Genomic DNA, 20,076 nt, shown 5'->3' on the forward strand with positions numbered 1-20,076 from the left:
TTATTGTTATTAATCACGAAATTGCTCTTAGAAATTCGTTTTTCGTCATTCCACTGCATTTTCATTCTACTCAACACTTGTTCTCTTGTAGTGTTATCTCGTTTTATTACTCGTTCGATTCTTACTTCTTCCGGAGCAGTAACGGTTATAATTACATCGCAATCTTTATAACGACCACTTTCAAACAAAATAGCTGCTTCATAAACAACATATTCAAAGTTTTTATAATCCAACATCCATTTTTCAAAATCTCTTTTTACAGCTGGATGTACAATTGCATTTAACTTTGCTAATTCTTCTTTATCATTAAAAACTATCTGAGCTAATTTTGCTCTATTTAAAACTTCTCCATCAAAAATATCATGGCCAAATGCAGTTTTTACTTCTTCTGCGATCTCTTGTGAGTGCATTACTTTTTTGGCTCCGTTATCTGCTATATAAACAGGAACTCCCATTTCTTCAAAATAGTTTGCAACAGTTGTTTTACCACTGCCAATTCCTCCTGTAAGGCCAATAACTTTTGTCATTCTTATACTTTAAAAAACATACGTGGAAAAGCTTCCTGAGGTTTCTTTTTCAATACAATTATTTTTACAAAAGATTCTAAAAATCCTGTTCCGTAACCATAAAATTGTTTCCACACTGCTATCATAGAAAGATATCCTATTTTAATACTTTTATTTTGGATACTCGCCGTAAGAAAAACTATAACGAAATATACGAAATATAATTGTAATAAAATATCAATATTGAAAATTAACAATAAAAAAGCTAATAATAAACCAACTAAAAATGCAGTTGGAAAGAAAAAAGTTAGCTTATTATGCTCTGGATACCAGCTATTTAAAATTGGTCTCGCGACACCAAATTTCTTAACCTGAATAGAGAATTTTTCCCAATCAATTCTTCTTTTATGGTATACGTAAGCCTCCGAAAACAGTCTAGTTTCAAATCCTAAATTCCATAAACGGATAGACAAATCGGGATCTTCTCCTGGATGAATGTTTCCAAAACCTTTTGAAGCCTCAAAAGCTTTTCTAGAAATACCCATGTTAAAACTACGTGGCTGAAATTTAGTTATTTTCTCAGATCCACCTCGAATTCCACCTGTTGTAAGAAAAGAAGTCATCGCAAAATTGATTGCTTTCTGAATATTAGAAAAACTATCTAAAGCCTTATCTGGACCTCCAAAACAATCTACATATTGCTTATCCAACTCTTTACGAACCTCTGTTAAATAACTTGAAGGTATAATACAATCAGAGTCGAAAATGATAAAATAATCGCCTCTAGCTCTTTGCATTCCAAAATTTCTGGAATCTCCAGGTCCGGAGTTTTCTTTAAAATAATACGATATATTTAATTTTCCCTGGTAATTCATTACCACATCCCGACACGGGATTGAAGATCCATCTTCAACAAGAACAATTTCAAAAGCTTCATTATAATCAGATTTTGAGAGGCTTTCTAAAAGCTCATCAACTTCATCTGGACGATTATACACGGGTATAATTAAAGAAAAAATCATAGCAGAATGTGCAGTTTTTAAAAGGTAATTTTTTTGTTTAAAATTTTAACAAAGGTACGGTATATTAACAAAAAAACCATCAACTTTTGATTGATGGTTTTTGTTTTACAATAAGTAAAAAAATGTTATTTTATGCTTTCAATTTCAACAACTTCGTTAGTATCCGCATTGTAATCAACACCAGGAACTTCGAATCCGAATAAGTTTAAGAAATCATTTCTGTATCCTGCTAAATCTCCGATTTCTGGTAAAGATTCTGTTGTCGCCTCCAACCAAAGTTTAGCCACTTTCGCTTGAACATCTTCACGCATTTCCCAGTCATCAATTCTGATTCTTCCTTTTTCGTCAACAGGAACTTCTGAACCATTGTATAATCTATCTTGGAATAAACGCTGAATCTGTTCGATACAACCTTCGTGAATTCCTTCTTCTTTCATGATTTTATACAAAAGAGAAATATATAATGGAATTACAGGAATTGCAGAACTTGCCTGAGTTACCAAAGCTTTGTTTACAGAAACATAAGCTTTTCCTCCAATAGATTTTAAAGAATCACCAATTGTAAACGCAGTAGCTTCTAAATGATCTTTTGCACGACCAATAGTTCCTTTTCTGTAAACTGCTTCTGTTAAAGATGGTCCGATATAAGAATAAGCAACAGTTGTAGCTCCTTCTGCTAATAAATTTTCACTTTTTAAAGCTTCAATCCACATAGCCCAGTCATCACCTCCCATAACTGCTACAGTATTTTCAATATCTTCTTCGTTTGCAGGAGAAATTGAAACCTCTGATACTTTTCCAGTATGAAAATCAACTGTTTTGTTTGTAAAAGTTTGTCCAATTGGTTTTAAAACTGAACGATGTGTAACACCTGTATTTGGATTTGTACGAACAGGTGAAGCTAAACTATAAATGATAAGATCAACTTGTCCTAAATCAGCTTTAATTAAATCTAAAGTTTCTCTTTTTATTTCGTTTGAAAAAGCATCTCCATTGATACTTTTCGCATATAAACCTGCTTTGTGAGCTTCTTTTTCAAATGCTGCAGAATTGTACCATCCCGGAGAAGCTGTTTTACCTTCAACTGGCGGTTTTTCAAAAAACACACCAATTGTTGATGCACCAGAACCAAAAGCACTAGTAATTCTTGAAGCTAATCCGAAACCTGTAGAAGCACCAATAACTAAAACTTTTTTAGCACCAGCGATTTCTCCTTTAGATTTTACGTATTCGATTTGATTTTTTACATTTTGCTCAGCTCCCGTTGGGTGGGCAGTCAAACAAATAAATCCTCTCATTCTAGGTTCTATAATCATCTTGCAATTATTTTTTTTGTATTATTTCAATTTCAGTTTTAATTTTTCAAAAATAGACATTTTATCCTTAACCCTTTTCATATTAGCATTCATATTCTCAATAAAATTTGGGTTTAATGCATTTTTGTTAGCCTCTTTATAATAATTATAAGCCGCTGTATATTGACCTTCATATTCCGCCATTCTGCCTAATTCACTGTTATAAGAAGAGTTATCTGCATTTTCTAAATTTGCCTGAGTAAATTTTATATGTTCTTTTGCTTCTGCATATCTCCCGATATCAATCAACAAATAGGTATAATTTAAGTATGGCGCAGCATATTTAGGTTCAAATTTCATTGCCAATTTGTAATGATAAATTCCTTTTTCGTAATCACTTAATTTGTTGTAATAGATCCAGCCTAAATGATTGTGGGCTTTTCCAAAATCAGGATATTGAGACAGGATTTCCTCTAGCAATTCTTTTGCATCTGCAGAATTTCCTTCAGAAATCAAAGCATCTGCTTTTATAAACTGATTTTCGTAAAAACTTAAACTTTCCATTGTGTTTTAATTCAATAATTCTTTTGCATGATTTAAAGCCGAATCAGAAATATTGGCCCCAGATAACATTTGAGCAATTTCAATAATTCGGTCTTCTTGTGATAAAAGTTTCAATTCTGACTGCGTATCATCTCCAACTGTAGATTTAGAAACTTTAAAGTGAGAATCTCCTTTTGCTGCGATTTGCGGTAAATGCGTAATAGCAAAAATCTGCATGGTATTACTCATTTCTTTCATAATTTCTCCCATTCTGATTGCTATTTCTCCTGAAACCCCTGTATCGATTTCATCAAAAATCAAAGTCGGAAGTTTTGAATATTTAGCCAAAATAGCTTTTACAGCAAGCATAATACGAGACATCTCTCCTCCCGATGCTACTTTTTTTAGCAATCCAAAATCAGTTCCTTTATTGGCAGAAAACAAGAATTGTAATTCATCTTTTCCGTTTTGGAAATACGTTTCAGAAGGCTGTAATTCCATATTAAAACGAGCATTTGGCATTCCTAACGTTTCTAAAATTGCAACTAATTGCTCTGATAATTTCGGAATTGCATTTACCCTATTTTCATGTATTTTCGAAGCATAATCATCAAGTTCAATCGCTTTTTCTTCGATAATTTTAGATAGTGACGCTATTTCTTCATCCATATTATCTAATTCCAACAAAGAATTTCCTAAATCAGACTGTATTTGAAGCAAATCATCTACAGAACTCACTTGATGTTTCTTCTGTAAATTATAAATCAGCTGCAATTTTTGATTTACTAATTCTAATTGTACTGGATCATTTAATAGTTTTTCTGAACAGCTTTCCAATTCTTTGGAAACATCATCAAACTCAATAGTCAAACTGCTAACTCTTTCAAATAAATTTTGATATTCTGGAGAAAAAAGAGCTACTTTTTGCAATGCATTTTTAATTTCATTTAAATTATGAAAAACACCAAACTGCTCCTCATTTGCAATTGCTAAAGATTTATCCAAAGACTCTTTAATAATCTCAACATTATTCAGTTTTTCGTAGTCTGCTTCTAACTCTTCCTGTTCACCAGATTTCAACTGAGCAGCAACCAATTCATTCAATAAAAATGTATGATACTCCTGCTCTTTTCCTGCATCACTTTGCTTTTTCAACAAAGCATTTAGTTTTGACTTATCTGATTTATAAGATTTCAGCAATTTTTGATATTCCACAATTATTTCTGCATTATTTGCAATAGCATCAATAATTTTGAATTGAACATTCTCATCTGACAACTCCTGAGTTTGTTGTTGCGAATGAATATCAATCAAATACAAACTCAAATCCTGAAGTTCCTGAAGATTCACAGGACTATCATTTATAAAAGCACGAGACTTTCCTGAAGGCAAAATTTCTCTTCTAATGATTGTTTCATCTTCATAATCCAGATCATTAACTTCGAAAAACTCCTTAAGATTGTATTTTCCTATTTCAAATTGGGCTTCAATAACACATTTTTCTTCTTTGTTTTTTAAAGAAGTAAGATCTGCTCTTTTCCCTAAAACCAATCCTATAGCGCCCAAAATAATGGATTTTCCCGCTCCCGTCTCACCTGTAATTATAGAAAAACCTTTAGAAAAATCTATAGCCAGTTTTTCAATAAGCGCATAATTTTTAATTGACAGTGACGTAATCATAGGGCAATTTTATAAAATAAAAAGTTAGAGAAGATTTTTAAAATGATACAGAATTAATACTTAATCTGTGACCATTTAGTAGAATTTAACGGTGAAACTTTATTTAAGACATCTGTTAAATCGGTAATTGTAATACTTGGTCCACCAGAAAAAATAGAAACGATCTCATCTGATTTGGCATCAAAGAAAACTCGGGTTATAAAAGCATTAGGCTTAACCGAATTTAACTTACCAATAAGCATTAACGAAGATTTTATTTTTTCTTTAGACGCTTTCAAATCAAGACTCATTCCATCAAGACCAGTATGATAAGCATACATTGTCTGACGTAAATCACTGTAAGTTGGCGCTATCATATCATTAATTAAATAATAACGGTTCTGAATTCCGTCTGCCTGACTCCAACCTTTGAATCCGCCTTGTTGTGCGACGCTGGCAATATTTTGCGCTGTTTGAAGATATTGATTTCCTGCTCCCATTTGAAAAGTGTCAGCATCCATACCTAAAATTAGATAACAATAAAAAGAGATTACAGAAACCAAATTCGAATCGTAAGTAGTCGGATTGAACAATAATGGTTCGTATTCTGTATATCTGAAATTAAAATCTTTATCGTTATAATTTAAAACAGGTGACGAATATGTAGAATTAAAAATCAATCTCGAAGACTGAACCTGAATTGTTCCTGTAAATTGATCTGAACTATTGGATGACAAAGTAATATACATCGAACAGTTAATTCTTTCGTTCTGCTTTAAGCTCGAACCCGTCCAGTCTGTTTTATTGACAAATTCAGACAAAGAAGTCTGCAATGTTTTAAAAACCTGATTGTTTGGATTCGTAAGTCGTTCTGTATTAATAGTTACTGTACAATTTAGCTGTTGCGCTTGCACAAAACCAAAGCTCAAAAATACCAACAGTGTAACTATCTTATTCATACTCTTCTAAAATTTAATTTTATAAACACAAATGATCTCCATTTCTGTTTTCGGCGTATATTTCAAACTTTTATTTTGAAAAATGAAGCATAACCTTATTCAAAATATCAGCCGCCACCGATTCTTTTGATTTTAATTCCATCGGTTCAATTTCAAAATTTTTATCAATAAAAGTTACTTTATTGGTTTCTTTTTTAAAACCGGCACCTTTATCCTGTAAGGAATTTAAAACAATCAAATCTAAGTTTTTTTTCTGAATTTTCAACTTAGCATTTTCAATTTCATTTTCAGTTTCCAATGCAAATCCAATCAAAAACTGATTTTTCTTGATAGCTCCTAACGAAGATAATATATCTTTTGTCTTTTCAAGTTCTATCGAAAATTCAGCAGCATTTTTCTTAATCTTTTGGTCTGCAACAAATTTAGGTTTATAATCTGCTACAGCTGCAGCCGCGATAGCCACATCAACATCATTAAAATACAAATGACAGGCATCGTACATTTCCTGAGCAGAAACAACATCTACGACTTTCACCAAAGCATTTTTAGCTTTAAAATGTGTTGGACCAGCAATTAAAAATACTTCAGCACCTAAATTAGCAGCTTCATTAGCAATATCAAACCCCATTTTTCCAGAAGAATGATTTCCAATAAAACGTACAGGATCTATAGCTTCGTATGTTGGGCCAGCAGTAACTAGTATTTTTTTTCCTTTTAAAGGCAGCTTGCTTTCTAAATCAGCTTCTAAAAAAGCAACTATATTTTCTGGTTCAGCCATTCGTCCTTCTCCAGATAAACCACTTGCAAGTTCACCTGTCTCAGCTGGAATCATAATATTTCCGAACTGTTTTAAAGCAGTAAAACTAGATAAAGTTGAAGGATGTTTATACATATCCAAATCCATTGCAGGAGCGAAGTACACTGGACATTTTGCAGATAAATAGGCCGCGATTAAAAGATTATCGCAGTTTCCTGTTGTCATTTTAGATAATGTATTGGCAGTCGCAGGTGCAATCAGCATAATATCAGCCCAAAGAGCTAATTCTACGTGATTGTTCCAAACGGCTTCTTCATCATCTTGATTAAAGAAACTTGAATGTACTGGATTTTTTGATAAAGTAGATAATGTAAGTGGGGTTACAAAATCCTTAGAAGCAGGTGTCATTATCACTTGGACATGTGCACCTGCTTTTATAAAAAGTCGTACTAAAGTGGCTGTTTTATAGGCTGCAATTCCACCGGAAACACCCAGTAAAATTTTCTTCCCGTTTAAAACTGACATTGTACTATATTATTTGTTTGAACCTCTGTGGTAAGTTTTTCCGTCTAACCATTCTTGAACAGCTAAAGCGTGTGGTTTTGGTAATTTTTCGTAAAATTTAGAAACTTCGATTTGCTCTTTATTTTCAAAAACTTCCTCTAGACTATCATTGTAAGTAGCAAACTCTTCTAATTTTTCAGTCAATTCTTTTTTAATCTCTGAATTAATTTGATTTGCTCTTTTAGCCATAATGGTAATTGCCTCATACACATTTCCTGTTGGCTCTTCAATAACTGTTTTATTGTAAGTTATTGTGTTAACAGGAGCATTCGTCTTTTTTAAATCCATGACTTTTATTTATTTAGTAAATTTTTGTAAATCTGTTTCAACTCTGGCATTCATTTCTTCTGCCTTAACTTTGTATTTTGTGTCGCTTTTAAATTTAATCAAATTAGCATAAGCTGTTTGCGCCACATGTAAACGTTCTTCCATTTTAGAAGGCACACTATTAATTGCTAACTGATATGCTGAATCGTATTTGTAAAACAACGCATCTTCTTTAAAAGGTGTCCCTGGAAAATCAGCAATAAAATTATCAAACGCTACTAAAGCTGATTTATAATCTGAAATTGTATTGTATCCTTTAGCATTTTCGTATGCTTTTTTCTCTAATTTACCGTTTAACAACTGCACAGTTTCATTGGCTTGTGCCAAATATTCTGAGTTTGGATAATTATCAATAAAAGCTTGTAATTTCTCTAACGCTTTTACCGTATCAGTCTGATCTAAACTGTAAACAGGAGCCAGTTTTGAATAACTGTACGCACCTAAAAAAGCAGCTTCCTGCACTTTTTCGCTTCGAGGATAACCTGAAACAAAACTTTCAAACTGATAACCAGCCAAATAATATTGTTTGGTTTTGTAATACGATTGAGAAAACATATAAAACAGTTTTTCTGCCTGAGGTTTTCCTCTGTAAGAAGGCGCTAACTGTTCAAAAAGACGAATTGCCTTATTGTATTTACCAGCATCATACATTTTTGTTGCCATTTCAAACTTAGCTGCAACATCTTCATTTTTCAAAGCTTTTTGATATTCTCCACAAGAAGCAAAAAGGGCAACAACTATTAATAATGATACTATTTTCTTCATTTATTTACTTTTATTATGATCTCTTAGACAATTTGCCAAAACAAAATCACACCGAAGTTTCGGTGGCAAATTTAGTTATTAATTTAGCGACTGCAAAATAATTTTTTAGTATCTTAAAATACTAACACTTTAACAATTATTTAATGCTGTTTTTTACAAACTCATTTAATCTTGCAGCTAGAGAATCATCAACCGAAACTAATGGAAGACGAACGGTATTATCAGCAATTCCAAGAGCTTGGAAGATTTGTTTGATTCCTGCTGGATTTCCCTGCTCAAAAATCATATCGATACTGTCTGATAAAAAGTAATGTGTTTTGAAGGCGTCTGCCGCTTTTTTATTCAATCCTAAACGAATCATTTCTGAAAATTCTTTTGGAAAACCTTGTCCAATAACAGAAATTACTCCTGCTCCACCTGCTAAAACGATTGGCAATGCCAACATATCGTCTCCAGAAATTACTAAGAAATCTTTTGGAGCATTTTTAATAATCTGCATTGCTTGAGCCATATCTCCTGCAGCCTCTTTAATTGCTACAACATTTTCAAAATCATTGGCCAAACGAACTACAGTTGCAGGAAGCATGTTACTTGAAGTTCTTCCTGGAACATTATATAAGATTACTGGAACCGGAGAAGCTTCAGCAATTGCTTTAAAATGCTGATAAATTCCTTCTTGTGTAGGCTTATTATAATATGGAGAAACAGATAAAATTGCTTCAAAAGCAGAAAAATCTCTTGTTTTTAATTCTTCAACAATCTGCATAGTATTATTTCCTCCAACTCCTAAAACAAGAGGCAGTCTTCCTTTATTTACATCGATTACAGTTTTTATAACCAATTCTTTCTCTTCTGTCGTAAGGGTAGCATTTTCTGCAGTTGTTCCCATAACAACAAGATATTCAACTCCTCCATCAATAGAGAAATTTACAATTCTATGTAAAGCCTCAATGTCAACTGAAAAATCTTTTTTAAATGGCGTTACAAGTGCAACTCCTGTTCCTATTAATGATTGCATATTTTTAATTATAATTTATTTTATATTTTTTAAATACCTAAACAATTCTGAAACGAATAGTTTATAGTTTTCTAGTTCCGTATTTATCATCAAACGATTCAAATCGTTGTTTACTGCAGCAAATCCAACTTTAAATTTAGCTTTTGTTTTACTTGTGAGCATCATCAAAATTGTATTTTCTACATCATAATAACTTAGCAAAAGATCAAAATCTTCATTTATGAATTCTCTCAAAAAGTCTTCTGAAATCTCTCCCTTCCAATTGATGTGTTTTTTACCAAAAGTAGGTCGTAAATACGTTTCATTTTTCTTGAATTTTGCATTGAAAGCAACAACTTTTATGTTTTCCAGAGCAATTCCGTGAATCGTTAATTCCTTTTTTAAAGCTTCTGAATGACTAAAATTACTTTCATCTATCAATAAACCAATCGTTTGAACATTGTTTGAAAAGACTTCATTTTTTACATCACTTAAGTTATTTTTTAATGATTTTTTTACAAAAAATTCCTTTATATAATTCAAAAACATAGTACTTTTACCAGATTACAAAATTAATTATTTAAGTTGCATTTAAAATGGTAAAACTAAAAAAGTATAACGTATTTTTAAAACTTTTTGTTATATTCTTAACATTTTTTATATTCTCCTGTAGCCCGAAAAACTACAATTTAAACAAAATCGAAGGAAAACAACTTCCTGTTACTGAAAAAACGGGTGAAACTCCAGCAATTGAAGCCTTTATAAAACCGTATCGAGATCACATTAATCAGGATTTGGATAATGTATTAGCATATTGCCCTGAAACACTTGACAAAAGCACTGGAAAATGGCAGACTAGTATTGGAAGTTTACTAGCTGATGTTTGTCTGCTAAAAGGAAATACTGTTTTTAAATCGCGTGAAAATAAGGATATAGATTTATGTCTTTTGAATCATGGTGGTATTCGTGCTATTCTTCCTAAAGGAAATGTTACAACAAGAACTGCTTTTGAAATTATGCCTTTTGAAAACAATTTGGTTGTGATAGCTCTAAAAGGAGAACAGATCCTAGATATTGCTGCTTATATCATTAAAGAGAAAAAACCTCAGCCATTGTCTGGAATGACATTTACAATTACAAAAGACAATACTGCAAAAAATATTATGGTACAAGGAAAACCGCTTGATCTCAATAAAACTTATTATGTTGCTACAAATGATTATTTAGCAAACGGTGGTGACAGTATGACTTTCTTTGCTAAAGGCACTCAAAAATTTGACTTAAACTATAAGCTTAGAAATGTTCTGATTGATTATTTTAAAGACGTAGACACAGTTGTTGCTCCAAAAAATATCAGAATTACTGAAGAATAAAAATCAAAGAAAATAAAGTAAGCATTCCTGCAAAAAAAATATAAAATGAAAAGAAGAGAGTTTATCGAAAAAACAGCAGCAAGTACTGCCCTACTAAGTTTAGGATTGTCTTTGAGCAGTTTTGGAACTAACGATATTAAGCATTTAACTATTCTACATACTAACGATGTGCACAGCCATATCGATCCTTTTCCTGCTGATGATCCACGTAATCCTAATAAAGGTGGCGTATCTCGTCGTGCAACATTAATTGAAAGCATTCGCAAAGAAAATCCTAATGTTCTTTTGTTAGATGCTGGTGATATTTTTCAGGGAACTCCATATTTTAATTACTACGGAGGTGAATTGGAATTTAAATTAATGAGTATGATGAAGTATGATGCTTCAACTATTGGAAATCATGATTTTGACAACGGTCTTGATGGATTGTATGCTCAACTTCCTCATGCTACTTTTGACTTTATCAACTCAAACTACGATTTCAAAAATACGGTTATGGATGGACATGTTAAACCGTACAAAATCTTTAATAAAAACGGAATTAAAGTTGGAGTTTTTGGAGTTGGAATTGAATTACAAGGTTTAGTAGATAAAAAATTATATCTAGAAACTGTCTATAACAATCCTGTTGAAGTTGCTCAGGATATGACGCAGCTTTTGAAAAAGCAAGAAAAATGCGATTTAGTAATCTGTCTTTCGCATTTAGGCTACAAATACAAAGATGAGCCGACTAAAATTAGTGATTTAACATTTGCTGCACAAACTCAAGATATTGACTTGATTATTGGAGGGCATACGCATACTTTCTTAGACAAACCAACAATTGTAAAAAATAAAGTAGGTAAAGAAGTTTTGGTAAATCAAGTTGGTTGTTACGGAATTAACTTAGGCCGTATTGACTTTTATTTTGATAACGATAAAGCACACACAAATCAAAGTGCCACTATTGTTGTGTAGCATTTCTATGAATTCTGGCTTTTTCTAAAAAGTATTCTACCATAAAGTAATAAGCCAAAATTTGAGTTACATCACGTATTAAAACCAAAGCAATAGAATAAGAAAAATATTCATTGAAAATATAAAATATATCCGAAAAGATATAACTTACAGCCATTAGGGACATCAATAAAGCAATATGTGTCCCTTTTGTGATGTAATTGACAAAGCAGAAATAACTCATTATACTTAGTACAATTCCGTACAAAATATAAACAAAATTAAACCTCATCATATTGTCTAATTTTAGACTCAGAACTGAAATCAGTAAATAGACTATAAAAACTACTACAATTGAAATTGGCAGTATGTCTCTTTTTGTTAAATGTATTTTTTCATGTTCTCTAATGAATATGAATATTAGTAAGGAGTAAACAATAAGGAAACTGAAAACCCCTCCAAGTTCAATATCCATTAGATCAGAAACTTGCCCAACAAAGCAAAAGAAAAAAATTACGCCTTCTGTTTTTCCAATTTGAAATTCGCTGCTTATTAAAAAGTAAATAAAAATTGCAGGAAGTACAATGGCTTTAGCATAAGTCGCAAAAAAATCCTGTTGTGCCCAATCAAAAATAATTGTACACAACAAGGCGAAAAAAAACAAAATTAACGACGGTTTATTCGCTTTCATTTAATTTGTTTATAAAATCTTGTTCGGATAATATCGGAATATTTAATTTGGTTGCTTTTTCTAATTTTGCAGGCCCCATATTATCTCCTGCGACAACAAAATCTGTTTTTGCTGAGATTGAACTTCCCACTTTTCCTCCATTATCTTCAATGGTTTTCTTAAGTTCATCTCTTGAAAATTGACTGAAAACACCAGAAACGACAAATGTTTTTCCAACAAATTTATCTGTTGCATCTGGATTTATCTTTTCTTCAATTTCAAACTGTATTCCGTAACTTTTTAGGCGTTCTATAATGATTTTATTTTCTTCGTTTTCAAAAAAATCAATAACACTTTTAGCAATTCTTTCTCCAATTTCATCAACCAAAATTAAATCCATTAAAGAAGCCTGACTTAAAGCATCTATGTTTTTATAATGTTTTGCTAATTTTTTAGCCACAGTTTCTCCAACAAAACGAATTCCTAGTGCAAACAATACACTTTCGAAAGGAATTTCTTTTGATTTCTGAACTCCGTTTACCAGATTTTCAGCAGATTTTTGTGCCATTCTTTCCAAATGCAGAATATCTTCTACTTTCAATTCATACAAATCGGCATAATTATGTACTAAATCGTTTTTAAAAAGTAAAGCTACTGTTTCTCCTCCAAGTCCTTCAATATCCATTGCCTTTCTGGAAATGTAATGTTGAATTCTTCCAATAATCTGCGGAGGACATCCGTAAAAATTTGGACAATAGTGATTCGCCTCGCCCACATTTCTAACCAATTCGGTATGACATTCTGGACAATAAGCGATATAATGTGTTTTTTCTGAATTCTCTGGACGTTTTTCTAAATCTACTGCAATGATTTTTGGAATAATTTCTCCTCCTTTTTCTACAAAAACAGTGTCATTTATTCTAATATCTAATTTTTCGATTTGATCGGCATTATGAAGAGAAGCTCTTTTTACGATTGTTCCTGCAAGTTGTACTGGCTCTAAATTGGCAACCGGTGTGATTGCTCCCGTTCTTCCGACTTGGTATGAAATTGATTTTAATTTGGTTGAAACCTGCTCTGATTTAAATTTATAAGCAATTGCCCAACGAGGAGATTTTGCCGTATATCCTAATTCTTCTTGATGTTGAATGCTGTTTACTTTGATAACAACTCCGTCTGTTTCGTATGGCAGATTATGACGATGAACATCCCAATAATCGATAAAGTCAAAAACTTCGTGCATGTTATTGACTAATTTAGCTTCTTTTGGCACTTTGAATCCCCAATTTCTTGCAGATTCTAATCCTTCATATTGAGAAGAAAAAGGCAAATTATTTCCTGTTACAAAATACAGCAAACATTCTAACGGACGTTTTGCAACCTCAGCACTATCTTGCAATTTCAAACTTCCCGAAGCGGTATTTCTTGGATTTGAATATGGAGTTTCTCCAATTTCAATTAATTCCTGATTCATTTTTTCAAATCCGGCAAATGGTAAAATAATTTCACCACGAATATCAAATTTATCTGGATAATTTCCTTTTAAATGAAGCGGAATTGATTTTATGGTTTTAATATTATTAGTAACCTCATCTCCCTGAAAACCGTCACCACGTGTTAATGCCTGAACCAGTTTTCCGTTTTCGTAAGTAATACTGATAGAAGCTCCATCATATTTTAATTCGCAGGTATATTGTAAATTAACATTTCCGAGAACTCTTTGAATGCGGTTTTCCCAATCTAGTAAATCTTCTTTAGAATAAGAGTTATCCAAAGAATACATTCTGTATTGATGCGCTATTGTTTTAAAATTTTTGGTAACTGCACCACCGACTCTTTGTGTTGGAGAATTCTCATCAAAAAACTCAGGATGTTTGTTTTCTAAATCCTGAAGTTCTTTCAGTTTAATATCAAAATCATAATCAGAAATTGTGGCATTGTCTAACACATAATAATTGTAGTTGTGTTGATTAAGTTCATTTCGTAATGTTTGAATGGTCTCTTGAATGCTCATAAAATATTGAAATTATAATTGTGATAAAACTGTATATCAAAATTAGAATTTATTTTTGTTCGAAAGCAGAAAAAATGAAAGTTTTAAAAAATCAAAAATCAGACTGCAAATTCATGCAATCTGATTTCCTCCTTGTCCATTATTCTTAAAAAAGAATTAAAAAAACCAACTTCCAAATGGTTTTGCCGTTTTACGCTTTTAAACTGATAATCAACAAATTACAGTTACAAATATAAAACTATTTTTGAATAATGATAAAATCCGAACGTCTATTTAATACGTGTTCTTCCTCAGTACATTTCACCCCATTTTTACATTTATTGATTAATCGGGTTTCACCGTAACCAATTGCGCTCTCAATTCGAGCAGGATCAATGCCTTGTGACAAGATATAATCTCTAGTCGATTTTGCTCTATTGTCTGATAATTTCAAATTATAAGAATCTTTACCGCGAGAATCTGTATGAGATTCAATTTTGATTCTGATGTTTGGAAATTTCTGCATTATAAAAACGACTTTAGTAAGCTCTTCTACAGCTTTTGGCGTGATATCGTATTTATCGTAATCAAAATAAATTGGATTTACATCTACTTTTTCAACACCTTGTTTCTTTACAACTAAATCATCGTAGTTACTTAATTCAAAATTTACATTGGTAATTTCGCCTCCGTTTTGACCTGTAGTTTCAACAGTTTTGTCATCGCTGCTATAATTTGGTTTTGCAGCAATCATTTTTACCACTTTATTGCAAGGAACTTCTATGGCATATTTTCCGTCATAGTTGGTTTTGGTTTCTCCTAAAACTTCACTGAAAGAATTATAAGCCAAAATAGTAACATCTGTCAACGGCTTTTTAGTTTTTCTATCAATCGCCATTCCAGAAATACTTTGGTTACATACTGGTTTTCCTTTTACGAAAGAATAAATATCGTCATCACCTTTTCCTCCCGCTCTGTTAGAAGAAAAATATCCATAAGTATCTGCTTTGTTAATTATAAAAGCAAAATCGTCTTTGTTACTATTTACAGGCGCTCCAAGGTTTTTTGGTGTTGTGAAATTTCCATCTGGCAAAAATTTGCTTTCGTAAACATCTAAATCTCCCCAACCGTAATGTCCATCAGAAGAAAAGTATAAAGTTCCGTTTTGGTAGAAAGGAAAAACTTCGTTACCAATGGTATTAATAGTTGGACCTAAATTTAAAGGAGAACTCATTGTACCGTCTCCAGCAATTTTCACTACATACAAATCCGTTTCTCCAAATCCGCCTGGCATATCTGAGGCGAAGAAAAGCCATTGTCCGTCTTCACTTAATGAAGGATGTCCTACTGAATAATCATCATTGTCAAAAAAAACTTTCTGTGGATTTTCTAGCTTATTATCAACAATTGATCCTTTGATAATCTGAAAATTATTGACTTTAGCTTCATCCACAACCAATTTATTTTTCTTTACAATATTTGTTGAATAATAAATGGTTTTTCCCTGACTGTCGAAACTCGCTGTTGCTTCATGATATTTAGTCATTACGTTTGGCATAAAAACGGTTTCGTTGAACAGGCTTCCATCAGCAGGATTTCTTTCAGCTAAATACAAGCTCAAAAAAGGCTGATTGTTCCAACTATACAATTTTTCACTAAACTTGGTAGTATCACGAGCCGAAGAAAACACAACCTGATCTTTGAAAAAAGTTGCCCCAAAATCTGACTTACTGGTATTGATATCTAGATTTTTAATAGTGAAAAGAGGTTTTGCTTTTGATAGACTGTCCATATATTGCTTTTGAACAACATATCTATTGACTTCCTTTTTATCTCCTTTTTTATCTAGATATTCTTTCGTGATTTTATCTGCTTCATCATAATCCATGACAGCTTTCATGGATTGGATATAACGCAGATAGTAAATATCAGTTAAATTATTTCCCTGAGCTTCATAAAGTTTGCGATACCATTTAAGTGCATTTCTGGAATCTGAAATAAAGTAATAGGAATCGGCAGCATTCTTCAACGTTTGTGCTGAAGGATTTTTTATGTTTGCCAAACATTCTTCATAAGCTTTTGAAGCATCCAGGTAAGAAAAGTTTCGAAACAAAGCATCGGCTTGTTTCAAATTAGTTTTTTGAGCGAAACTAAACGTAACGCTCAAAATTAAACTTAGGATATATAGTTTTCTCATAGGTTTTATTTTTAGAAGAATCGAGGAGATTTGATTTTGCTTTGGTTTTTCACAAATTGATAACGCAAGATGATCTCATGCGAACCATCGTTGTATTTGTTCAATTGGCTTACAGTATAATCAAAAGCATATCCGAGATAAAAACTTGGTGCTATTTGAAAACCTGCTAGAATACTCACAGAATCATCTGTTCGATAAGCTCCTCCTATGACAAACTTTTCTTGAATCATGAAATTAGCCGATACATCTGCTGTAATTGGTGCTCCACTTACTGCTTTTACTAAAAATGCTGGTTTGAATTTCAAATTTGGATTTAAATCAAAAACATAACCTCCCATTAAGTAATAGTGCAGACGATCATAATCTATTGATTCCTGAACATCATCATAATAATTACTTCTCATAAAACTTGGAACAGAAAGTCCTACATACCATTTATCTGTGTAGTAGTAAATACCGGCTCCAACTGCTAGTTTCATTTGATTATTGATGTTCTGATTTAACAGAACATCATCATTATCATAATACCTTCCTTTTGACCAGTCGATGTTTAACATCCTTGCTCCTGCTTTTAAACCAAAAGCAAGTCTTTTTTCATACCCTAAAGGAATTGAATAAGAGAAGTTTCCATCAAAATATAGTTCATCAGAAGGACCTATTTTATCATTTACAATACTCAATCCCAAACCTATTTTTTCATTTCGAAGAGGAGAATGAATAGAGAACGATTGTGTTTCTGGTGCACCAGAAATTCCAATCCATTGCGAACGATACAAAAGTGCTGCGTCTATGGTTCCGGTAGATCCAGCATAAGCTGGATTTACCGCCATAGTATTATACATATACTGTGTATATTGAGGCTCTTGCTGCGCTGTGGCACAAACCGAGATAAAAGAACATATTAAAATGAAATATGTTTCTAATGATTTTATATATAGTTTCATAACGATACTTATTTAGTTTAATTAATTAGATGATTAATAGAAGTGGCTTATCTCATAATAGACAACCAGCCTTTTTTAACCGTTCCATCTCCAATGGTTATCACATAAAAATAAGTACCTGTTGGCAACATATCTCCTCTATTAACAACTCCAGACACATTTGCTGTTCCGTCCCAATCATTTTCATAATGTACTTTACTGTACACTAATGCCCCGTATCTGTTAAATACTTTCAACTCGTTGTTTGGATGAGTTTCGATACAATCAATTCTGAACAGATCATTTTTACCGTCATTATTTGGTGTAAACTCATTGTAAACAGTCAAACAAATTGGTTCTAAAGTCACTGAAGCTGAATTATTTGATGCATCAACATCTAAAGGAGTTGAAGTTTCTACCGTTGCAACAACTGTGTAATTTCCACTTGGCAGTACTTCGGCAACAATTGTTAATACTACACTTTGACCAGCATTTAATCTAGGTATTGTCCAAAGTTGTGTAGTAGGATCGTATGTTCCAGAAGTAGCAGATGAACTTACTAATTCTAAACCGCTAGGAAGTAAATCACTAACAATTGTATTTATAAAATCCCCTTCTCCAACATTATTAACTGTTATTGTAAATGTTACTTTATCGCCAAAATTTGGAGTTGGATTATCTACAGTATGCGTAATCGTTAAGTCTGAACAGCTTGTTACACTAACATTTAATGTTTTAGTTGTTCTCTCGTCGCAAGTGTTTGTATAAGTTACAGACACTGTTCCAGGACCAACATCAGACCAGGAAACTGTAACAGAACCATCTGCTGCACCTCCGCCAGTAACAATTGTTCCTCCATTAATTGTCCATACATAATCAGATTTACCATTTGCAATTGAATAAGTCACTCCTTTGAACACACATGGAGTATCATCTGTCGTTGCAATTTGATAAGCTGCATCATTTTCAAATGCAACTGTTATGGCTAATCTTGGTCCGTTATCACAGCCATTCAATGTATTTGCCAATGCTCCTGCATAATAAGTAGTCGCTGTAAGCGGAGTATTAGCTGCTAATGGTGTTCCTCCAGTTGCCGCAGTATACCAAACTACATTTGCTTCATTCACTAAAATACTAGCCAATGTTGGCGCTGCAGATAGACAGAATGTCTGAGCTGTTCTTGGAGTAGTAATTACACCTGGTGTGTTTACATTTACTGTCACTGCAAGTCTATTTGGATTTTCGCAGCCAATTGCGCTTGAAACTGCACCATAATAAATACCTGTTGTAAGTGCTGTCGTTGCTGGAATTGCTGTTCCTCCTGTAGCTGTACTATACCAAACTACATTTGCCTCATTAACCTGAATGCTAGCAATTGTTGGTGTATTTAAAGTACAGAAGTTTTGCGTTGCATTATTTGTTGTTGGTGTTGCACTTGGATTAACAACTGTAACGGTAACTTGTAAACGAGTTGTACTTTCACAACCTGTTGCAGCATCTACAATATTTCCAAAATAAACACCTGAAGTTAATATAGTTCCCGCTGGAATTACTGTACCTCCTGTTGCTGCTGTATACCAGATTACATTACTTTCGTTTACCTGAATATTAGCAACTGTTGCTGCACTTGTTGAACAGAAAGTTTGAGAAGCATTGTTGGTTGTTGGATTTATTGTATTTCCAACTACAACTGCTACCTGCAATCTTACACTGCTTTCACAATTTGTTACCGGATCTTTTATCGCTCCAAAGTAAGTTCCTGTTGTTAAAGCTGCCGTAGAAGCTAGAACTGTTCCTCCTGTTGGTGTTGTATACCAAACCACATTACTTTCATTAACCTGAATGCTAGCAACTGTTGGATTAGTTCCTGAACAGAAAGTCTGCGTTGCACTGTTTGTTGTTGGTGTTAATGGATCTGTTACTACAACATTTACAGTCAATCTTGAAGTACTTTCACAACCTGTTGCAGGATCTGAAATTGCTGCAAAATATTGTCCAGTTGTTAAAGCTGTCGTAGATGCAATTGCTGTACCACCTGTTAAAGCTGTGTACCAAATAATATTGCTTTGATTGAACTGAACACTAGCAAATGTCGGTGCATTTACCTGACAGAAGTTTTGTGTTCCTGCTGTTACCAATGTTGGTGTTCCAGGATCGCTTACAATAACATCGACTGTCAATCTTGAAGCGCTTTCACAACCAGTAATTGGATCTGAAATTGCTGCAAAATATTGTCCCGTTGTTAAAGCTGTAGTAGGTGCGATTACTGTTCCACCTGTTAAAGCTGTATACCAAACTATATTACCTTGATTGAATTGAACACTTGCAAATGTCGGTGCATTTACTAAACAGAAGTTTTGAGTTCCTGTTGTTACCAATGTTGGTGTACCTGGATCATTTACAATAACATCAACTGTTAATCTTGAAGCGCTTTCACAACCTGTTGTAGGATCTGAAATTGCTGCAAAATATTGTCCTGTTGTTAAAGCTGTTGATGATGGAATCAAAGTTCCTCCGCTTATAGCAGTATACCAAACAATATTTGCTTGATTGGTTTGAATACTTGCAAATGTTGGTGCATCTTCCTGAC

At 32.8% G+C, this 20,076-nt stretch carries 18 protein-coding genes; 2 read left to right on the forward strand and 16 right to left on the reverse strand.

What is annotated here, in order from left to right:
* The 11 genes from coaE to VGE71_RS06710 all read right to left on the reverse strand — a co-directional run.
* Positions 1–527, reverse strand: a 527-nt coding sequence (coaE, locus tag VGE71_RS06660) for a dephospho-CoA kinase (protein ID WP_331137625.1), incomplete at its 3' end; no start/stop codon positions are given.
* A 2-nt stretch (positions 528–529) separates the two neighbouring features.
* Positions 530–1,528 (reverse strand): glycosyltransferase, encoded by a 999-nt coding sequence (locus VGE71_RS06665; RefSeq protein WP_331137626.1) that lies wholly within the window; start codon positions 1,526–1,528, stop codon positions 530–532.
* A 125-nt stretch (positions 1,529–1,653) separates the two neighbouring features.
* Positions 1,654–2,844 (reverse strand): enoyl-ACP reductase FabV, encoded by a 1,191-nt coding sequence (gene fabV, locus VGE71_RS06670; RefSeq protein ID WP_331137627.1) that lies wholly within the window; start codon positions 2,842–2,844, stop codon positions 1,654–1,656.
* 21 nt (positions 2,845–2,865) lie between these two features.
* A complete protein-coding gene (locus VGE71_RS06675; RefSeq protein ID WP_331137628.1) occupies positions 2,866–3,387 on the reverse strand; it encodes a tetratricopeptide repeat protein in 522 nt (173 codons plus the stop codon).
* A gap of 6 nt (positions 3,388–3,393) precedes the next feature.
* Positions 3,394–5,046 carry a DNA repair protein RecN gene (recN, locus tag VGE71_RS06680; RefSeq protein WP_331137629.1) on the reverse strand — a complete coding sequence of 551 codons (1,653 nt, stop codon included), beginning with the start codon at positions 5,044–5,046 and terminating at the stop codon, positions 3,394–3,396.
* Between the two features lie 53 nt (positions 5,047–5,099).
* Positions 5,100–5,984, reverse strand: coding sequence for a DUF4835 family protein (locus tag VGE71_RS06685; RefSeq protein WP_331137630.1), 885 nt, complete (start codon positions 5,982–5,984; stop codon positions 5,100–5,102).
* Positions 5,985–6,054: 70 nt separating this feature from the next.
* Positions 6,055–7,266 carry a bifunctional phosphopantothenoylcysteine decarboxylase/phosphopantothenate--cysteine ligase CoaBC gene (gene coaBC / locus VGE71_RS06690; protein ID WP_331137631.1) on the reverse strand — a complete coding sequence of 404 codons (1,212 nt, stop codon included), beginning with the start codon at positions 7,264–7,266 and terminating at the stop codon, positions 6,055–6,057.
* Between the two features lie 9 nt (positions 7,267–7,275).
* Positions 7,276–7,593 carry a DNA-directed RNA polymerase subunit omega gene (locus VGE71_RS06695; protein ID WP_007807938.1) on the reverse strand — a complete coding sequence of 106 codons (318 nt, stop codon included), beginning with the start codon at positions 7,591–7,593 and terminating at the stop codon, positions 7,276–7,278.
* A gap of 9 nt (positions 7,594–7,602) precedes the next feature.
* Positions 7,603–8,397 carry an outer membrane protein assembly factor BamD gene (locus tag VGE71_RS06700; RefSeq protein WP_331137632.1) on the reverse strand — a complete coding sequence of 265 codons (795 nt, stop codon included), beginning with the start codon at positions 8,395–8,397 and terminating at the stop codon, positions 7,603–7,605.
* A gap of 136 nt (positions 8,398–8,533) precedes the next feature.
* Positions 8,534–9,415: a 4-hydroxy-tetrahydrodipicolinate synthase gene (dapA, locus tag VGE71_RS06705; RefSeq protein ID WP_331137633.1), complete on the reverse strand. Its 882-nt coding sequence runs from the start codon at positions 9,413–9,415 to the stop codon at positions 8,534–8,536.
* A gap of 15 nt (positions 9,416–9,430) precedes the next feature.
* Positions 9,431–9,943: a DUF6913 domain-containing protein gene (locus VGE71_RS06710; RefSeq protein ID WP_331137634.1), complete on the reverse strand. Its 513-nt coding sequence runs from the start codon at positions 9,941–9,943 to the stop codon at positions 9,431–9,433.
* A gap of 47 nt (positions 9,944–9,990) precedes the next feature.
* Here VGE71_RS06710 and VGE71_RS06715 point away from each other — a divergent pair, with 47 nt between their 5' ends.
* Positions 9,991–10,767: a 5'-nucleotidase gene (locus tag VGE71_RS06715; protein WP_331137635.1), complete on the forward strand. Its 777-nt coding sequence runs from the start codon at positions 9,991–9,993 to the stop codon at positions 10,765–10,767.
* Between the two features lie 45 nt (positions 10,768–10,812).
* Positions 10,813–11,724 carry a metallophosphatase gene (locus VGE71_RS06720; RefSeq protein ID WP_331137636.1) on the forward strand — a complete coding sequence of 304 codons (912 nt, stop codon included), beginning with the start codon at positions 10,813–10,815 and terminating at the stop codon, positions 11,722–11,724.
* Here VGE71_RS06720 and VGE71_RS06725 read toward each other — a convergent pair.
* The 5 genes from VGE71_RS06725 to VGE71_RS06745 all read right to left on the reverse strand — a co-directional run.
* Positions 11,711–12,394 carry a hypothetical protein gene (locus tag VGE71_RS06725; protein ID WP_331137637.1) on the reverse strand — a complete coding sequence of 228 codons (684 nt, stop codon included), beginning with the start codon at positions 12,392–12,394 and terminating at the stop codon, positions 11,711–11,713. The two genes, VGE71_RS06720 and VGE71_RS06725, sit on opposite strands and share 14 nt — an antisense overlap.
* Positions 12,381–14,387, reverse strand: a complete 2,007-nt coding sequence (ligA, locus tag VGE71_RS06730) for an NAD-dependent DNA ligase LigA (RefSeq protein WP_331137638.1) — start codon at positions 14,385–14,387, stop codon at positions 12,381–12,383. The genes VGE71_RS06725 and ligA overlap by 14 nt, the downstream gene beginning before the upstream one ends.
* 238 nt (positions 14,388–14,625) lie before the next feature.
* On the reverse strand, positions 14,626–16,563 hold the full coding sequence (locus VGE71_RS06735) for an OmpA family protein (RefSeq protein WP_144213919.1): 1,938 nt from the start codon (positions 16,561–16,563) through the stop codon (positions 14,626–14,628).
* A gap of 11 nt (positions 16,564–16,574) precedes the next feature.
* Positions 16,575–17,507 (reverse strand): type IX secretion system membrane protein PorP/SprF, encoded by a 933-nt coding sequence (locus VGE71_RS06740; protein ID WP_331137639.1) that lies wholly within the window; start codon positions 17,505–17,507, stop codon positions 16,575–16,577.
* A gap of 47 nt (positions 17,508–17,554) precedes the next feature.
* Positions 17,555–20,076: gliding motility-associated C-terminal domain-containing protein (locus VGE71_RS06745; RefSeq protein WP_331137640.1), on the reverse strand; the 2,522-nt coding region annotated here is incomplete at its 5' end.

This window comes from Flavobacterium sp. (genome assembly GCF_036405015.1).
Classification (GTDB): Bacteria; Bacteroidota; Bacteroidia; order Flavobacteriales; family Flavobacteriaceae; genus Flavobacterium.

Bases quoted from the DNA above. Each gene is read 5' to 3' on its own strand.
- ligA (WP_331137638.1), bottom strand. From the start codon at position 14,387: ATGAGCATTCAAGAGACCATTCAAACATTACGAAATGAACTTAATCAA.
- VGE71_RS06675 (WP_331137628.1), bottom strand. From the start codon at position 3,387: ATGGAAAGTTTAAGTTTTTACGAAAATCAGTTTATAAAAGCAGATGCT.
- dapA (WP_331137633.1), bottom strand. From the start codon at position 9,415: ATGCAATCATTAATAGGAACAGGAGTTGCACTTGTAACGCCATTTAAA.
- VGE71_RS06740 (WP_331137639.1), bottom strand. From the start codon at position 17,507: ATGAAACTATATATAAAATCATTAGAAACATATTTCATTTTAATATGT.
- VGE71_RS06715 (WP_331137635.1), top strand. From the start codon at position 9,991: ATGGTAAAACTAAAAAAGTATAACGTATTTTTAAAACTTTTTGTTATA.
- VGE71_RS06665 (WP_331137626.1), bottom strand. From the start codon at position 1,528: ATGATTTTTTCTTTAATTATACCCGTGTATAATCGTCCAGATGAAGTT.
- recN (WP_331137629.1), bottom strand. From the start codon at position 5,046: ATGATTACGTCACTGTCAATTAAAAATTATGCGCTTATTGAAAAACTG.
- VGE71_RS06735 (WP_144213919.1), bottom strand. From the start codon at position 16,563: ATGAGAAAACTATATATCCTAAGTTTAATTTTGAGCGTTACGTTTAGT.
- VGE71_RS06720 (WP_331137636.1), top strand. From the start codon at position 10,813: ATGAAAAGAAGAGAGTTTATCGAAAAAACAGCAGCAAGTACTGCCCTA.
- VGE71_RS06700 (WP_331137632.1), bottom strand. From the start codon at position 8,397: ATGAAGAAAATAGTATCATTATTAATAGTTGTTGCCCTTTTTGCTTCT.
- VGE71_RS06685 (WP_331137630.1), bottom strand. From the start codon at position 5,984: ATGAATAAGATAGTTACACTGTTGGTATTTTTGAGCTTTGGTTTTGTG.
- VGE71_RS06725 (WP_331137637.1), bottom strand. From the start codon at position 12,394: ATGAAAGCGAATAAACCGTCGTTAATTTTGTTTTTTTTCGCCTTGTTG.
- VGE71_RS06695 (WP_007807938.1), bottom strand. From the start codon at position 7,593: ATGGATTTAAAAAAGACGAATGCTCCTGTTAACACAATAACTTACAAT.
- coaBC (WP_331137631.1), bottom strand. From the start codon at position 7,266: ATGTCAGTTTTAAACGGGAAGAAAATTTTACTGGGTGTTTCCGGTGGA.
- VGE71_RS06710 (WP_331137634.1), bottom strand. From the start codon at position 9,943: ATGTTTTTGAATTATATAAAGGAATTTTTTGTAAAAAAATCATTAAAA.
- fabV (WP_331137627.1), bottom strand. From the start codon at position 2,844: ATGATTATAGAACCTAGAATGAGAGGATTTATTTGTTTGACTGCCCAC.